The organism is Marinobacterium rhizophilum (genome assembly GCF_024397915.1).
GTDB lineage: Bacteria > Pseudomonadota > Gammaproteobacteria > Pseudomonadales > Balneatricaceae > Marinobacterium_A > Marinobacterium_A rhizophilum_A.
Genome location: NZ_CP073347.1, coordinates 637,408 through 654,358, shown reverse-complemented (window position 1 = coordinate 654,358; position 16,951 = coordinate 637,408). Strand labels below are relative to the sequence as shown.

11 protein-coding genes and 1 pseudogene are annotated in these 16,951 nt (G+C 59.8%); 7 read left to right on the top strand and 5 right to left on the bottom strand.

The features are described from left to right. Positions 1–4: 4 nt before the first annotated feature. Complete coding sequence (fghA, locus tag KDW95_RS02845; RefSeq protein ID WP_304941573.1) at positions 5–850, top strand: S-formylglutathione hydrolase; 846 nt, start codon at positions 5–7, stop codon at positions 848–850. Between the two features lie 71 nt (positions 851–921). On the opposite strand, the gene KDW95_RS02840 is transcribed toward fghA, so the two are convergent. Beyond that, on the bottom strand, positions 922–2,352 hold the full coding sequence (locus KDW95_RS02840) for a sigma-54 interaction domain-containing protein (protein WP_255854747.1): 1,431 nt from the start codon (positions 2,350–2,352) through the stop codon (positions 922–924). Positions 2,353–2,579: 227 nt separating this feature from the next. Here KDW95_RS02840 and speB point away from each other — a divergent pair, with 227 nt between their 5' ends. From speB to KDW95_RS02810, 6 genes are all read left to right on the top strand, one after another. Then, entirely contained in the window at positions 2,580–3,536 is a 957-nt protein-coding gene (gene speB, locus KDW95_RS02835; RefSeq protein WP_255854746.1) for an agmatinase, read from the top strand. A gap of 79 nt (positions 3,537–3,615) precedes the next feature. Further along, positions 3,616–5,025, top strand: coding sequence for a YjiH family protein (locus KDW95_RS02830; RefSeq protein WP_255854745.1), 1,410 nt, complete (start codon positions 3,616–3,618; stop codon positions 5,023–5,025). A 96-nt stretch (positions 5,026–5,121) separates the two neighbouring features. Next, positions 5,122–6,744: a 5-guanidino-2-oxopentanoate decarboxylase gene (locus KDW95_RS02825; RefSeq protein WP_255854744.1), complete on the top strand. Its 1,623-nt coding sequence runs from the start codon at positions 5,122–5,124 to the stop codon at positions 6,742–6,744. 17 nt (positions 6,745–6,761) lie between these two features. Further along, on the top strand, positions 6,762–8,207 hold the full coding sequence (locus KDW95_RS02820) for an aldehyde dehydrogenase family protein (RefSeq protein ID WP_255854743.1): 1,446 nt from the start codon (positions 6,762–6,764) through the stop codon (positions 8,205–8,207). A gap of 147 nt (positions 8,208–8,354) precedes the next feature. After that, positions 8,355–9,907, top strand: a protein-coding gene (locus KDW95_RS02815) for an IS3 family transposase (RefSeq protein WP_370646661.1) whose coding sequence is annotated in 2 segments (ribosomal slippage) — positions 8,355–8,817 and positions 8,817–9,907 — 1,554 coding nt in all. Because the reading frame shifts where the segments join, the coding sequence is not laid out codon by codon here. Positions 9,908–10,387: 480 nt separating this feature from the next. Then, complete coding sequence (locus KDW95_RS02810) at positions 10,388–11,503, top strand: hypothetical protein (protein WP_255854741.1); 1,116 nt, start codon at positions 10,388–10,390, stop codon at positions 11,501–11,503. Between the two features lie 200 nt (positions 11,504–11,703). Here the strand turns inward: KDW95_RS02810 and KDW95_RS02805 are convergent, their stop codons facing one another. The 4 genes and pseudogenes from KDW95_RS02805 to gcvH all read right to left on the bottom strand — a co-directional run bounded on the left by KDW95_RS02805 (position 11,704) and on the right by gcvH (position 16,947). Beyond that, positions 11,704–12,264, bottom strand: a complete 561-nt coding sequence (locus KDW95_RS02805; protein ID WP_255854740.1) for a BRCT domain-containing protein — start codon at positions 12,262–12,264, stop codon at positions 11,704–11,706. Positions 12,265–12,359: 95 nt separating this feature from the next. Then, positions 12,360–12,848, bottom strand: a pseudogene (locus KDW95_RS23575) (potassium channel family protein). A gap of 693 nt (positions 12,849–13,541) precedes the next feature. Then, complete coding sequence (gcvP, locus tag KDW95_RS02800; RefSeq protein ID WP_255854739.1) at positions 13,542–16,433, bottom strand: aminomethyl-transferring glycine dehydrogenase; 2,892 nt, start codon at positions 16,431–16,433, stop codon at positions 13,542–13,544. Positions 16,434–16,554: 121 nt separating this feature from the next. Continuing rightward, a complete protein-coding gene (gcvH, locus tag KDW95_RS02795; protein WP_255854738.1) occupies positions 16,555–16,947 on the bottom strand; it encodes a glycine cleavage system protein GcvH in 393 nt (130 codons plus the stop codon). Positions 16,948–16,951: the final 4 nt, after the last annotated feature.

Here is a 16,951-nt window from a genome sequence, read left to right as displayed (position 1 = left end):
GCCAATGAACATTGAAAACCTGAGCTGCAACAAGAGTTTCGGTGGCTGGAACAAGCAGTACAGCCATCATTCGCAGACCCTGAACTGCACCATGCGCTTCGCCATCTACCTGCCACCCCAGGCTTCAACCGGACAGAAGGTACCGGCGCTCTACTGGCTGTCGGGCCTGACCTGCACTGACGAGAACTTCATGCACAAGGCCGGTGCCCAGCGCATCGCCGCCGAGCTTGGCATGGCCATTATCGCCCCGGACACCAGCCCGCGGGGCGATGAAGTAGCTGATGCCGACGGTTACGACCTGGGCAAGGGGGCCGGCTTTTATGTCAACGCGACCCAGGCACCCTGGAACGCGCATTACCAGATGTACGACTATGTCCTGAACGAGTTGCCGGCCCTGGTCGAGTCCATGTTCCCGGTGAATGATCAGCGCGCCATTGCCGGTCACTCCATGGGCGGCCACGGGGCCCTGGTACTGGCCCTGCGCAACCCGCAACGCTTTGCCTCGGTCTCGGCCTTCAGCCCGATCAGCAACCCGGTTAATTGCCCCTGGGGCAAGAAAGCCCTTGGCGCTTACCTGGGCAAGGACACCGCCAGCTGGGCCGACTACGATGCCAGCCTGCTGATGCACCAGGCGAGCGACTTCGTGCCCGCCCTGGTGGACCAGGGTGAAGCCGATGATTTTCTCGCCGAACAGCTGAAACCCGACACCCTGGGCGCCGCTGCCCGCCACAGTGGCTACCCGCTGCAGCTAAACCGGCACGAGGGTTACGACCACAGCTACTACTTTATCGCCAGCTTTATCGAGCAACACCTGCGCTTCCATGCCGCGCACCTGGGCCTGCAGCCCTAGAGGCTGGCGGCTAGCGAGCTGCTGCACCCCGGGGGCATGCTGCCGCCGGGGTCGCCCAGCAGACGCAGGATTCAGTCCCGGTTTCGGGCTTCTTGCAGGCTCAGGCCATGCTTGCGCAGGCGCCGGAACACCGTCGGCTGGCTGATGCCCAGCCTGTCCGCCAGGGCGTAGGTGCTGCTGCAGCTTTGCAGCGCCTCCTGCAGTAGCTGTTTTTCATACAGATCAAGTGCCTCGGTCAGCGAATGTTCTCCCAGCGCAGCTATCGCCAACTGTGGTACCTGCGACGACACGGCCGGCAGTTTCACGGCGGGCGCCTCGGCCTGGGCCACTGAGCGCTGCGGCAACTCGTACTGGATCAGGCTGCCGGGACTGGCCACGTAACAGCGCTCGAGCACGTTTTCGAGCTCCCGCACATTACCGGGCCAGTCGTGCTGCACCAGGCCATGCCGTGCTTGGTCATCCAGCACCTTTTGCTGGCCATAGCGCAGGTTCAGGCGTGCCAGCACCAGGTCCAGCAAAACCGGGATATCCTCCGGGCGCTCGCGCAGCGGCGGAATCCACATGGGCACCACGTTGATACGGTAATACAGATCGAGCCTGAAGCGGCCCGCGTCCACCTGCTCCTGCAGGTCGTGATTGGTGGCCGTCACCAGTCGAAAGTCGATACTGCGCGCCTCGGTGCTGCCGATGCGCATGACCTTGCCATCCTGCAGCACCTTCAGCAGCTTGACCTGCATCGGCAGCGGCAAGTCCCCCACCTCATCCAGAAACAGGGTGCCGCCGTCGGCCTGCTCGATCAGCCCGGGCTTTCCCTGGCGGGAGGCGCCCGTAAAGGAGCCCGGCGCATAACCGAACATCTCCGACTCAAACAGGTTGTCGGGGATTGCGCTGCAATTGACCTCGACGAAGGGACCACTGCTGCGCGGGCTCAGGCGATGACTGAGCTGGGCAAAAGCGGTCTTGCCGACACCCGACTCACCGAGCAGCAGCAGGCTGGCATCGGTGGGCGCGATACGCTTGAGCAGCGCGTAGAGTTCGCGTACCTGCGGGCTGCGAAAACTCAGCTCGTCAACCTGAATGGTTTCGGCATCGCCGGGATAACGCCGCTGGGTCAACTTGTGCTGCAGCAGGGTATATTCCTGTTGCAGCAGCTGCAGGTCGGTCAGGTCCTGGGAAAAGCTCACCACCCGGATCAGGCTGCCATCGTCATCGAACACCGGGAAACCCTGGGCCATGACGCTGCGACCGGTCTCGGTGGTCTGCATCAGCTGCACCGGTGCGCGCTGCTGCAATACCTGCACCGTGACGGACGGGCGCAGGATACCCTCAAGCTCCAGCGCATGCACCGAAACGCCCAGCAACTGCTCGATGCCCCGCCCATAGATACGGGCACAGTTGCTGCCGGCACGCAGGATACGGCCCTGCCCATCGGCGATCATGATATTGTCACGCGACTTTTCGAGCACCAGTTCCAGCTCAAGCTCCGCACAGGTCTTGTTCACATTCACCTCCGAATCACTGCCAGCAGTCTGCACCGGGCTGCAGCTATCCGCTTGACTATCAGTTTTGAATTATAATTCACTTATGAATTGAATATCACGCCGCATTCAATTCAAAAATGAATCAAAACAATGCAATCCATTGATATTAAACAATTTATTATTTATGGCATGGTTTTAGCTTTATGTAAGCTCAAAGCCAACAGAATCCGAAAAAAGAAGGTTTCGCCATGTCAGAACGTACATTCAACCAGCCGCTTGGCGGCAACGAAATGCCCCGCTTCGGTGGCCCGGCCACCATGATGCGCCTGCCGGCCCAGGAAAGCGCCGCAGGCCTGGATGTGGCCTTTATCGGTGTGCCCTTCGATATCGGTACGTCCAACCGTCCGGGCGCCCGCCTGGCGCCGCGCCAGATCCGTGACGAGTCCCGCATGCTGCGCCCCTACAATGTCGCGACCTTTGCCGCCCCCTTCGAGAGCCTGCAGGTCGCCGATATCGGCGACGTGCCGATCAACACCTTCAACCTGCTCAAGAGCATGGACATTATCGAGGAATTCTACGATGAAGTGCTGGAGCACAACTGCAAGCCCCTGACCCTTGGCGGTGACCACACGATCGCACTGCCCATTCTGCGGGCGCTGAAAAAGAAATACGGCCCAATCGGCATGGTGCACGTCGATGCCCACGCCGATATCAATGATCACATGTTCGGCGAGAAAATCGCCCACGGCACCCCCTTTCGCCGTGCCGTCGAGGAAGGCCTGCTGGACTGCAACCGCGTGGTGCAGATCGGCCTGCGCGGTACCGGCTACAGTGCCGACGAATTCGACTGGTCCCGTGACCAGGGCTTTCGGGTCGTCCCGGCCGAGGAATGCTGGCACAGGTCCCTCACCCCGCTGATGGAAGAGGTCCGTGCCAAGGTCGCCGGCGGGCCTGTCTACATCAGCTTTGACGTCGACGGCCTGGATCCGGCCTATGCGCCCGGCACCGGTACCGCCGAAATTGCCGGCCTGACCGTCCCCCAGGGGCTGGAAATCATCCGTGGCTGCAAGGGCCTGGATATCGTCGGCGGCGATATGGTGGAAATCTCCCCGCCCTACGACACCTCCGGCAATACCGCGCTGCTGGGCGCGAATTTGCTGTTTGAAATGCTCTGCGTAATGCCGGGCGTGCGCTACGACAAATAGCACTCACACCGACAGGCACAATCCTGACGGTGCCTGTCGGATTTTGAGACAATAACTACAATACTCGAGGAATCTCCCGATGAGTCAACACCTGGACCAACAGGAAGCCGCAGGCGTGCTACTGAACGACCCCGACGAAGGGCGCAGCGGACACAGCCTTGGCGCCTATCTGAAATTCATCATCCCCTCCCTGATCGGCGTACTCTTCTTTCTGACGCCGGTCGTGGTCGACGGCAAGGTCACCATCGGCATGGGCGTACTGGCCGACATGCTCAAAGGCGCCGCCCAGGACTACCTGCCCGCCTTCGCCACGGCACTGCTGGTGACCTCGGCGCTCGTCGCGCTTGTTGCCGCCGCGTTCAGGCCGGCCTGGGCGCAGAAGGACAGCACCCTGGTCGAAATATTCACGCCCAAGGGCAGCTGGCTCGCGTTGCGGGTACTGGGTGCCGCCTTCGCCGCCATGACACTGTTCGAGTTCGGCCCCGAATGGATCTGGAACCGTAATACCGGCGGCGTGATGCTGCTGGATCTGGCGCCAATGCTGATCACTTTCTTCTTTTTCGCGGCCATTCTGCTGCCGTTTCTGGTCGACTTCGGCTTTATGGAGTTTATCGGCACCCTGGCAAGCAACGTGTTTCGCTGGCTGTTCAGGCTACCGGGGCGCTCTTCCATTGACGCCGTTGCTTCCTGGCTCGGTTCCGGCACCGTGGGCGTACTGATCACAACCCAGCAGTACGAGCAGGGCTTTTATTCCAAGCGTGAAGCCGCCGTCATTGCCACCAACTTTTCCATCACCTCGATCGCCTTCAGCCTGCTGATCGCCAACGTCATCGGTCTGGAGCACCTGTTCGTGCCCTTTTACCTGACGGTGGTGGCAACCGGTCTGGTGGCGGCCGTTATTACACCGCGCCTGCCGCCGCTGTGCTGGAAAAAAGACAGCTACCACGAGGCCGTTGGCAAGCAGATAAAGGAAGAACTTCCCCGCGGGCATTCACTGTTTTCCTGGGGGCTGGAGCAGGCCACGCGTCGCGCCGCCAAAGCACCCACACCGGTAGCCCTGGGCAAAAGCTGCCTGATGAACGTCGGCGATATCTGGTTTGGCCTGCTACCGCTGGTCATGGCCATTGGTACCCTGTCGCTGGCGCTGGCTGAATACACGCCGATCTTCACCTGGCTGTCCTATCCCTTTATTCCGCTACTGAACCTGCTGCAAATCCCGGAAGCCGCCGCGGCGGCACCGACCATGCTGGTCGGCTTTGCCGACATGTTCCTGCCGGCCGTTCTGGGCAAGGGTATCGATAGCGAGCTGACCCGCTTTGTGATCGCCAGCGTCTCGATGACGCAGCTGATCTACATGTCCGAAATCGGCGTGCTGCTGATTAAATCGAAGATTCCGCTGAACCTGCTGGAACTGTTCGCGATCTTTATCATGCGCACCCTGATTACACTGCCGCTGATCGCACTGATCGCCCATACACTGGTGTTCTGAACCAGAGCCCGCGGGCGCGAAGCCCTGCGCCCGTATCCGACAGCCGGGGCCTGCTGCCCGGCTGTCCTGATATGCCACGCATTTATGGAGAAACCGATGAGTACCTGTGGAGAAATCCTGGTTGAACTGCTGGAAGCCTACGGTATCGATACCGTATTTGGCATACCCGGCGTCCACACCGTTGAGCTGTACCGGGGCCTGCCGAACACCCGCATCCGCCATGTCACCCCCCGCCACGAACAGGGGGCCGGCTTCATGGCGGACGGTCACGCCCGCATCACCGGCAAGCCCGGTGTCTGCTTTATCATCACGGGCCCCGGCATGACCAATATCGCCACGGCCATGGGACAGGCCTACGCCGACTCCATTCCGATGCTGGTGATTTCCAGCGTCAACCACAGCCACGAGCTGGGGCTGGCCGGCGGCCGCCTGCACGAACTGCCGAACCAGCGCCAACTGATGTCCGGCCTGTCGGCCTTCAGCCATACCCTGATGCGCCCGGACGAACTGCCCGACGTGCTGGCCCGCGCCTTTTCGATCTTTTCCAGTGCCCGGCCGCGCCCGGTGCACATCGAAATCCCGCTGGACGTGATCACCGCGCCGGCCGGTCACCTTCGCCGCACTGTCGCCGCCCTGCCAAGCCGGCCGGCGCCGGCACCCGGTGCCATCGAGCAGGCCGCCGCCCTGCTGCAAAAGGCACAAAACCCGGTGGTACTGCTCGGCGGTGGCTGCAGTGACGCCGCGGATGATGCCCGGGCACTGGTTGAGGCACTGGATGCCCCGACATTGCTGACGATCAACGCCAAGGGTGTGCTGCCGCCGGGGCATCCGCTCTCGCTGGGTTCCAACCAGTCGCTGGAACCCGTGCGCGAGATGGTGCGCGCAGCCGATGTGGTACTGGCCATCGGCACGGAACTTGGCGAGACCGATTACGATGTTGTGTTTGACGGCGGTTTCAGCATTTCCAGCCCGCTGATCCGCATCGATATAGACGCCGAACAGCTGAGCAGCAATTACCCCGCCGCTATCGCCATCCTCAGTGATGCCGCTCTGGCCATGGCTGCCCTGCGATTGCAACTTGAACGCAACGGCTTTAGCGCCGCCGGCCAGGGGGCTCAGCGCGTGCAGGACGTGCGCGCCCGGTTCGAACAGGACTGGCCTCAAGCGTTTCGCGCCCAGCAGCAGGTACTGGAGACCATCCAGCAGACCCTGCCCGGCGTAATCATTGCCGGCGATTCCACCCAGCCGGTGTACTCGGGCAACCATCTGTATGAAGCCCAGGCGCCGCGCCGCTGGTTCAACTCGTCAACCGGGTACGGCACCCTGGGCTACGGCTTGCCGGCGGCCATAGGCGCCAAGATAGCGGCACCACAGCGCCCGGTGGTGGCACTGATCGGCGATGGCGGCATCCAGTTCACCGTGGCGGAACTGGCCTCTGCGGTCGAGGCCGGCGCGCCTGTGATCGTACTGCTGTGGAACAACAGCGGTTACGGCGAGATCAAGCGTTACATGCAAAACCGCGATATTCCCACCATCGGTGTCGATATCTATACGCCGGACTTCCTCGCCATTGCCCGCGGCTTTGGCTGCCATGCCGTTGCACCGGCCAGCTTCGCCGAACTGCGCGAACAGCTGCTGCTTGCCGCCGATGCCACGCGCCCGACCCTCATTGAAGTGCGCGAAGATGCGGACTTTATCACCGCCTTCACCCCCGCCTGAGGCCAGGAGCCCTGATCATGTACGACAAGCTGTTCATTAACGGTGACTGGGTTGCACCTCAGACCGCCAGTACGCTGGCGGTCTTCAACCCCGCCACGGAAGAGCTCATCGCCGAGGTTGGCGCCGGTACCGCCGCCGATGTCGAGCGTGCCGTTCGCGCGGCCAAAAGCGCGCTGCCCGCCTGGCGCCAGACCCGCGGCGCCGAGCGCGCCGGCTACCTGCGGGCCATCGCTCGGGAAATCGAGCGCCGCGCCGACAGCCTGGCGGCCCTGTCATCCAGCAACAATGGCAAGCCGCTGTTCGAGGCCCGCATCGATATCGACGATGCCATCGCCTGCTGGGATTACTACGCGAATCTCGCCGAGCAGCTCGACGGCCGCCAGAATGCAGCAGTCCCCCTGGCCATGCCGGGTTACCGCGCCAGCACCCGGCTTGAAGCGGCCGGGGTTGTCGGCCTGATCGTGCCCTGGAACTTCCCCTTCGTGACCACCGCCTGGAAGGTGGCACCGGCACTGGCCGCCGGCTGTACCGCGATTCTGAAACCCTCGGAGGTTACGCCCCTGATCGAACTGCAGCTGGGCGATATCGCCCAGCGGGTCGGCCTGCCCGCCGGTGTGCTGAATATCGTCTGCGGCAGCGGCAGCGATGTCGGCAGCGCCCTGACCCGCCACCCCGATATCGACAAGATCTCCTTTACCGGCAGCAACCGCGTGGGCGAAATCGTCATGCAAAGCGCCGCCGAACAGGTCAAGGGGCTGAGCCTGGAGCTGGGGGGCAAGTCACCGATGCTGGTGTTCGAGGATGCGGACCTCGACCAGGCCATCGACTGGATTCTGGGCGGCATCTTCTACAATGCCGGCCAGATGTGCTCGGCCACCTCGCGCCTGCTGGTGCACGAGCGCATCGCGCCACAGCTGCTGGCGCGCCTCAAGACCGCCACCGAAGCACTGCAGCTCGGCGATGCATTTGAAAATGGCGTACAGATGGGCCCGCTGACCAGTAAAGCCCAGCTCGATACCGTGATGGGCTATATCGACCGTGGCCGGACCGAAGGCCTGCAACTGCTGACGGGGGGGCAGCGGCCAAACGGATTCGAGCGGGGCTATTTCGTCGAGCCCACCATCTTCGTGGATGTTCCCACGGAGTCCGCCCTGTGGCGCGAGGAGATCTTCGGCCCGGTACTCTGTGTGCGTACCTTTGCCAGCGAAGCCGAGGCCATCGCCCTGGCCAATGATTCCGACTTCGGGCTTGCTGCCGGCATCATCAGCCAGGATGGCGAGCGGGCCCAGCGCGTAGCCGAACAGCTGCAAGCCGGTCATATCTGGATCAACAGCCTGCAGGTCGTCTGCCCCGAAACCTCCTGGGGTGGCTTCAAGCGCAGCGGTATCGGCCGCGAACTGGGCCCCTGGGGGCTGAGCGCCTACCTGGAGGTGAAAACCATTACCCAGCCTGTTACAAACTGAACCCGACAGCAACAACGCCAGCCGCGGGCTGGCGCCCTCCTTTGCATGCCAGTCCAGGCAGCGGCCTCCAAGCCCCCGGTGTCAGGGTAGTTGTCGCCTGATCAGTTTCACTTAAACCAAAGCACCGGGGGTGGAAAGAGTCATGCGATGCGACGTTATTCACCCGAGCGTAAAGAAGCGCTGCTCAAGAAGCTTTTACCGCCGCACAATATGTCTGTGGCCGAGCTTGCCCGCCAGGAAGGCATCTCCGATGTAACCCTGTATGCTTGGCGCAAACAGGCCAAAGCGGGAGGCGCTGCGGTGCCCGGAGATCAAAAGTTAACGGACAACTGGTCGGCTGAGTCCAAGCTGGCGGTGGTGATTGAGACCGCCGCGCTGTCTGAAATCGAGCTGAGCGAATACTGCCGCAGTAAAGGGCTGTATCCCCAACAGGTCAAAGCGTGGCGTGACGCCTGCTTGTCGGGTCAGCAGACGGCCAAGGCCCAACGTCAGCTCGATCGCGAACAGGCCAAGACTGACAAGAAACGTATCCGTGAACTGGAACGTGAACTCAGACGCAAGGACAAGGCACTGGCCGAGGCGGCCGCGATCCTGGTGCTGCGAAAAAAGCTCAATGCCTACTGGGGGGACGACAGCGAGGACGGCTAACGGCGCTGTCGGTCCGGCAGGACTATGTCGCCTGGATTGCTGAAGCCATGGCCGCTGGCGCCCGCAAAGCGGTCGCCTGCCAGGAGCTGGGGCTCAGTCTGCGCACGCTGCAACGCTGGACACACAAAAGCACGCTGACCCCCGATGGTCGCACGACCACGTCGCGGCCCACGCCGGCGAATGCCCTGACTGACGCTGAACGTGAGGCGATCTTGCAGCTCTGCAACAGCACGGAATACGCGCATCTGCCGCCGAGCCAGATCGTGCCCCGGCTGGCCGATCAGGGCCGTTATCTCGCGTCTGAAAGCAGCTTTTATCGGGTACTGCATGCGGCCGATCAGCTGCATCGCCGGGGTCGAAGTCAGCGTCCAAAACGCCATCCAGCACCCACGACGCACGCGGCGAACGGACCGAACCAGCTTTGGTCTTGGGACATCACGTATTTGCCCTCGCCGGTGCGGGGCCAGTATTACTACCTGTATCTGATCGAGGATCTTTACAGTCGCAAGGGCGTGGGGTGGGAGGTGCATGAACAGGAATGCGGCGATAAGGCCGCCGCTCTGCTGCAACGCAGCGTGCTCAGCGAGCAGTGCCTGCATCAGCCGCTGGTGCTGCACTCGGATAACGGCGCGCCGATGAAGTCCGTCACACTGCTAAGCAAAATGTACGATCTTGGCATCACACCGTCGCGTGGGCGGCCTCGGGTCAGCAATGACAACGCCTTCTCGGAGTCGCTGTTCAGAACGCTGAAATACTGCCCGCAGTGGCCGCACAACGGCTTCAGCAGCCTGGATGAGGCGCGGATCTGGGTGAGAGACTTCATCCGCTGGTACAACCACGAACATCGCCATAGCCGCATCCGCTTCGTCACACCGGCCGAGCGCCATCGCGGAGAAGATCATGAAGTGCTGGCTCGGCGCGATGCGCTGTACCAGCAAGCCCGCGCTGAACAACCGGCGCGCTGGTCAGGCAAGACGCGTAGCTGGCAGCCGGTTGGGACGGTGATGCTCAATCCGGAGAAGCAGGACGCGACTCAGAATAAGGCGGCATAACAGAATGGTCTACGCGACAACTACGTTGACAAACACCGCAAGCAACAGCCCGCTGCCCGGGATCTCGCTACTCAACGCCAGTCTCTCGGCGGCGCGGCCAGCCACCAGCCATGGGTGCAACGCACCGTCGGCGACTCCCCGGAACAGCCTAACGGAAACGCACAGGCGTTCAGCCTTCATTAAGATCGCCTTGAAGGCAGGCCCTATTTTCTGTAGGTTATTTCTGGCAGGCTGTAAAAAAACAGAACCGGGCTACCGGGTCGTGCTGGCACTGCTCGCCAAGACGATTCCAGTCCTGCCACAAGCCCGCCGTCGTCTGTGCAGGTGCGCACGTCCTGTTGCAGCGGCAATCCGAGCCGGAGGTCGACGCTGCAAGCACTACTTCAGTTCCCCTATCTATCCCTCCTTGCAATCCTCGCAGCGGTCATCTCTGGCTGCTCCTCAACACCTCATTACACCGACAAGCTTGTGACCGCCAGGATGACCAACGGCCAAACGGTGCTGCCGGGCGCCAGCGCCAACCTGGCGAAATTAAGCCAGGGCACCGCAGCTTCGGTGGTTATTCCGGATAGCGGCTTTATCGATCAGCAGCTGGACAGCGTCCAGGCGCTTCCCTTGCAGCCGCTTGGCGACACACTCGATACCGCTCTCGTTATCGGCCGCTCAAGCGAGAACCGCTACCGGGCGGGAATGGCCTGGGCCGGCAAGCGCGGCCACAACGATGTGAAGCTGAGCCTGTTCCGGCAGCAAACGCTAGATCAGGGGCTCGACGGCCTCTGGCTGGCCAGCCTCCGGGGAGAGTTGACCCCGACTGCGCTGCTTCAGGATTTCGACCTGACCGCAGAGCTCGCCCTTGTAGCGCAGGACGGCACTTCGCAACGCACGGCGAGGGGCTCCGGAATTCGCTTGAACCTGGCCCGAAAGCCCGTCAACGGCTTCGGCTATGGCCTGGCGCTGAGCCAGTTCAGCAGGGGCTTTCACCCCTACGGCAGTGTCGTTACTGCGGGTGAGCGTCGTCTCGCCGCCGAGCTGGGTTACAGGCCCTGGAGCGGCGCAAAACTAACTGCAGGCGCGGATTACATGTTGCGTGACCGGGATGGCGACGCGCCCTGCGCCGAATACCGCACCGACCTGTCATTCTCCAGTCGCGTTTTCGCTTACCTGAAGGCCAGGCTCGAAACATCCTCGCAGCGCGCACTCGATTGTGCCACCCATGCCGGCGACATCGATAACTGGACGCTGACCCTGTCAGAAAACGCCTGGACCGGCTGGGACATCAACCTGGTTGCCGATGTCTCGCAACAGCGCCTGCCCTTCACGCGCGAGCGACGAACGCAGAGCCACTATCGCGTATCAGCTGAACCGGACCTGCGCCTGGGGCCACGCTGGGCGTCAATCAGGCCACAGGTATCACTGCGAACCGTCACCGACACTCGCCAGGAACGCCGCTTGCAAACCGGGCTGGTGATGGATATCGAAAACCACATGCAGAATATCACCCTGTACCTGGGTTACGAGTCACTCTCCGGGTCCGGAGCAGCTGACGACAATGCCGGCAAGATCAAGCTGGCCTACCGCCTCGATTTCGATGCCTGAGAGCGTACTGCAGACCAGTCCCGGCACATCCCGGCTGCCTGTCACCGGAAGCTGAACCACCGCCCTCCGGGCAGGACATCACAGGTCAGTCCCTCACAAGAGCTATCGAGTAGGAGGAGGCCTTGCCACCGTACGTGCGGTTCCATATACGACGATTCATGCCTTCGCGGACTTTCGGAGAAGTGAAAAACCTTTTTTTACTACAACTGAGCCTCATTTGCCCAATGCTCTTCCGTAATTATTGCTAATGGAACACCACCGTCACGATACTGCATCGCTTTTTCGATTTTCCGACCAAAACTCTCATGCACCCAGCTGTCAGTAACATAGGTACCCAGGATTAAATAATCCAGTGTTTTAGTTACACTTTTAGCATTTACTCCGCCAAGAGACTCGATAGCTTCCTGACATTGTTTTCGAGTACCAAACGCACATGTACCCGTAAAAAGAAAAGTTGAATTATTAAACACCAACGAAGGAAGCGGCTGATTAATGGGCAGAGATGATGTTTTGGAAAGTTCTCCAATTATAGATTCCTCTCCTGAAATAGAACGAAGTATAGTGAGAAGCTCTGCAGATTCATCGTTATCTAAAACGCCATCCTCTAGCATAGATCCGACTTTATCTAGTAAATTAAATATTATCGGATTAAGTGAAACCTGCTGGTTCTGCACCAACCATGAATATAAAAACTCCGCTTCAGCCTGATTAACCTTACCATCAGCGGCAAGGCCTTTACTCAAGCCGATTAACGTATCCACCTGCCTGTCCTGTATGTTCTTCTGATTGAATCGCGTGAAAATTTCCATTACCCCTCCATGGATATATTAATTACAAATACATCATTAAACCCATATTACTCTACATCTTCTTCTTGATTATTACGCACTGCGGATAACGCCGATGTCACAATTCCGGTAGGCACGACCAGCAAGCCCAAACCGATCATCAGAGTTAAAAACGTAAATAATCTCCCTCCTACCGTAACAGGATATATATCGCCATAGCCAACCGTCGTCAATGTTACTACCGCCCACCAAAGACAGTCGAATATCGATCGATACATTTCCGGCTGAGCGGCGTGCTCAAAGTAATATATTCCAACAGCGGCCAAATATATCATGATCATACTTTACAATTTAAATATTACCAGCTCCTCTTTGGCGATATAAATAACCTTAGAAAACCTCCTTATCGCGCTATTGTATCTAACTAATTTCATAATACGCACAAGACGCAGCAACCTGACCAAGCGCATCGCCCTGAGGTCTACGGCAAAAGCAAGATAAAAAGGCAAAATTACGATCAAATCAACAAGACCATAAAAACTAAAAATAAACTTTATTTTATTCGTCGAGCATAAAATGCGATAAAAGTACTCGACCGTAAAAGCAGCGACAACTAAAATTTATGAAATATTGAGAAACAGAATAGTTTCTTCGCTTAAATCAGGCAGTGCTTCAATTGAAAAGAATATTACAGAATAGATAATCAATACGAAAACAGACCAAACCAATATGGGCTTTTCAAGCAGCTCGCCATTGGTTCTATTCACTCTCATGCCCTTACTGCCATAGAAGATAGCAAAACAGAAAGACTATACATTAATACTATCAACAAACGCACAGTATTAAAAAAACCATTTTGAAATCGCTTGATATATTTTTGAATCAGCACAGTCATTTTCCTCCTTTGAAAACAAATATGCGTATTTTATGTACGAGATTGCGCACAGTTCCACACAACCTTCAATCAATAGTGTATTGATACTGGCTCACTTTGAGTATTCGTGCCAGTGAGATCTGACTGCATTGTTGAAAAAGACGTGCAGCTGGGGCCTACCGGCCGTATGCCCGCTGGCCTAGGGTACAGAACACTTGGTGCGATTCGCTGCGCTCATCAGCACCCTACCCGCCTTTACGCCACAGCGCCTTTCCCCAAACAAAAAGGCCCGACATTGCTGCCGGGCCTTTCTTTTACCTTTTACCTGACACCTCACCCGGTCACAGCCCCGCCAAGGGGCCGTGACCTGGAAGAATCAGTCTTCGCGGTAGTTATCGATCGACGGGCAGGAGCAAATGAAATTGCGATCGCCAAAGACGTTGTCGATACGGTTGGCCGCCGGCCAGAACTTGTTGCGACGGGTGGACTCGGTCGGGAACACCGCCTCGTCACGGCTGTAGACACGATCCCAGTCACCCACCAGGTCCGCCATGGTGTGCGGGGCATGGTGCAGCGGGTTATTGTCCAGCGTCCATTCACCGGACTCCACGCGGCTGATCTCGCCGCGAATCTTGACCATGGCTTCGATAAAGCGATCCAGCTCCGCCTTGGACTCGGACTCGGTCGGCTCGATCATCAGGGTACCGGCCACCGGGAAGGACATGGTGGGCGCATGGAAACCGTAGTCCATCAGGCGCTTGGCGATGTCTTCCTCGGTCACGCCACAGGCTTCCTTCAGCGGACGGATATCGACGATGCACTCGTGGGCGACACGGCCATTGCGACCCCGGTACAGGATCGGGTAGTGCTCACCGAGCTTCTCGGCCAGGTAGTTGGCACCCAGGATCGCCACCCGGGTGGAGTCCTTGAGGCCGGACTTGCCGAGCATGCGGATGTACAGGTAGCTGATCGGCAGGATGGCGCCGGAACCGAAGGGCGCCGCCGACACTGCACCGTTCTGGTTGTCCAGACCCGGTACCGCACTGACCTGGTGACCCGGCAGGAAGGGTGCCAGGTGGCTCTTCACACCGATGGGGCCCATGCCCGGACCACCGCCGCCGTGGGGAATGGCGAAGGTCTTGTGCAGGTTGAGGTGGGATACGTCAGAGCCGATCAGGCCGGGCTTGGAGATGCCGACCTGGGCGTTCATGTTGGCGCCGTCCATGTACACCTGGCCGCCGTGCCGGTGCACCAGGTCACAGATCTCGACGATTTCCTGCTCGAACACACCGTGGGTGGACGGATAGGTGATCATCAGGCAGCTCAGGTTTTCGCTGTGCTGCTCGGCCTTGGCGCGCATGTCGGCGACATCGACGTTGCCCTTGGCGTCACACTCGACGATCACCACCTTCATGCCCATCATCGCTGCGGACGCCGGGTTGGTACCGTGGGCGGAGGACGGGATCAGGCAGATATCGCGGTGACCTTCACCGATGGATTCCTGGTACTTGCGGATCGCCAGCAGGCCTGCGTACTCACCCTGGGCACCGGAGTTGGGCTGCAGCGAGACGTTGTCGTAGCCGGTGATTTCCACCAGCATGGCTTCGAGTTCTTCGAGCATGCGGTGGTAACCCTGGATCTGGTCAGCCGGCGCGAAGGGGTGGATATTGGCAAACTCGGGCCAGGTGACCGGAATCATTTCGGCCGTGGCGTTGAGTTTCATGGTGCAGGAACCCAGCGGGATCATGCCGTGTACCAGGGAGTAATCCTTGTTCTCGAGCTGCTTCATGTAACGCAGCATCTCGGTTTCGCTGTGGTGGGTGTTGAACACCGGGTGAGTCAGGATGGCGTCTTCGCGGCGCTGCGCAGGCTTAATGCCGGTCGCCTCGCCTGCCACGATACGGGCATCGATGGCGGCGACGTCCAGCCCGTGACCCGCACCCAGGATAACGTCGAACAGTTCGGCGACATCGGCCGCCGTGGTGGTTTCATCCAGGCTCACACCCAGACGATCCGTGCCATTGAGGCGCAGGTTGCAGCCCTGTGCCAGGGCGCGCTGGTACACCGCCTGCTGCTGGTCGCCCAGCGTCAGCGTCAGGGTATCGAAGTAACTGTCGTTGACCGCAAAGCCCTTGTCCGCAAGGCCGATGGCCAGAATGGCGGTGAGGCGGTGAATGCGCTCGGCAATAGCCTTGAGGCCGTCCGGACCGTGGTACACGGCGTAGAAGCTCGACATGTTGGCCAGCAGTGCCTGGGCGGTACAGATGTTGGAGGTCGCCTTCTCGCGGCGGATATGCTGCTCGCGGGTCTGCATGGCCATGCGCAGCGCCTGGTTGCCATTGGCATCCACGGAGACACCGATAATGCGGCCCGGCACCGAGCGCTTGAGCTTGTCGCTGGCGGCAAAGAAGGCCGCGTGCGGGCCACCAAAGCCCATCGGCACGCCAAAACGCTGGGCAGAACCCAGCACCACATCGGCCCCCAGCTCACCGGGTGACTGCAGTAGTACCAGTGCCATCGGATCGGCCGCCACGGCGACCATGGCCTGCTGGGCCTTGGCATTTTCGATCAGGCTCTTGATATCGGTGATATTGCCGCAGGTACCGGGATACTGCAGCTGCACGCCAAAGACATCGTGCTGATCCAGCTCTGCCGCAGGCGCCACCACCACATCGTAACCGAAGTACTCGGCGCGGGTGCGGATGACATCGATGGTCTGCGGATGCACGTCGTCGGCAACGAAATAGCTGTTGCTCTTCTTGCGGTTGGAACGCTTGCACAGTGTCATGGCCTCGGCCGCGGCCGTGGCTTCGTCCAGCAGGGAGGCGTTGGCCAGGTCCATGCCGGTCAGGTCCATCACCAGCTGCTGGTAGTTGAGCAGGGATTCCAGCCGACCCTGGGCGATCTCCGGCTGGTAAGGCGTGTAGGCGGTGTACCAGCCCGGGTTTTCCAGCACGTTGCGCAGGATCACGTTAGGCACGCGGGTGTTGTGGTAGCCCATACCGATGTAGGACTTGTTGACCTTGTTCTGCCTGGCCAGGCCCTGCAGGTAATTCAATGCCTCGACTTCGGTCTCGCCGTCGTTCATGGCCAGGGCATCGTCCAGCAGGATGCTGGAGGGCACGGTCTGGCGCATCAGGTCGTCGAGGGAATCGGCATTGAGGGTCTGCAGCATCGACTGCTGCTCGACGCCATCGGGGCCAATATGGCGACGGGTAAAATCCGTGCGCTGCTCAAGTTCAATCAAGGTACGGGGTTCAACAGCCATAACACTAACCTGCCTGCTCTGTGCCGCTGTCGAAGAGTCCGACTGCGGCAACGGGTTTTAATAGTGCGAAGCGCCTGGCGCTTCGCGATTTGCGTAAAAAGTCAGCCCTGTCTGCGCAGGGTCAGTCTTGTTCCGCAACCGTGGCCTGGTAGGCGCTGGCGTCGAGCAGTGCGTTGAGCTCGGCAGCGTCTGCCAGTTTCAATTTGGCGATCCAGCCTGCGTCATAGGCGGATTCATTCAGGGTCTCGGGGGCATCCATCAGGGACTCGTTCACGGCAATCACTTCACCGGACAGTGGCGCGTAGATGTCGGAGGCCGCCTTGACGGACTCCACCAGGGAGAAGTCTTCACCCTTGGCGACATCGCGGCCCACTTCGGGCAGTTCGACGAACACCACATCGCCGAGCAGCTCCTGAGCGTGATCGGTAATACCGACGGTTACGGTACCGTCGCCATTATCGAGAATCCACTCGTGAGATGCAGTATATTTCAGAGTATTGGGCACATTGTTCATCAAG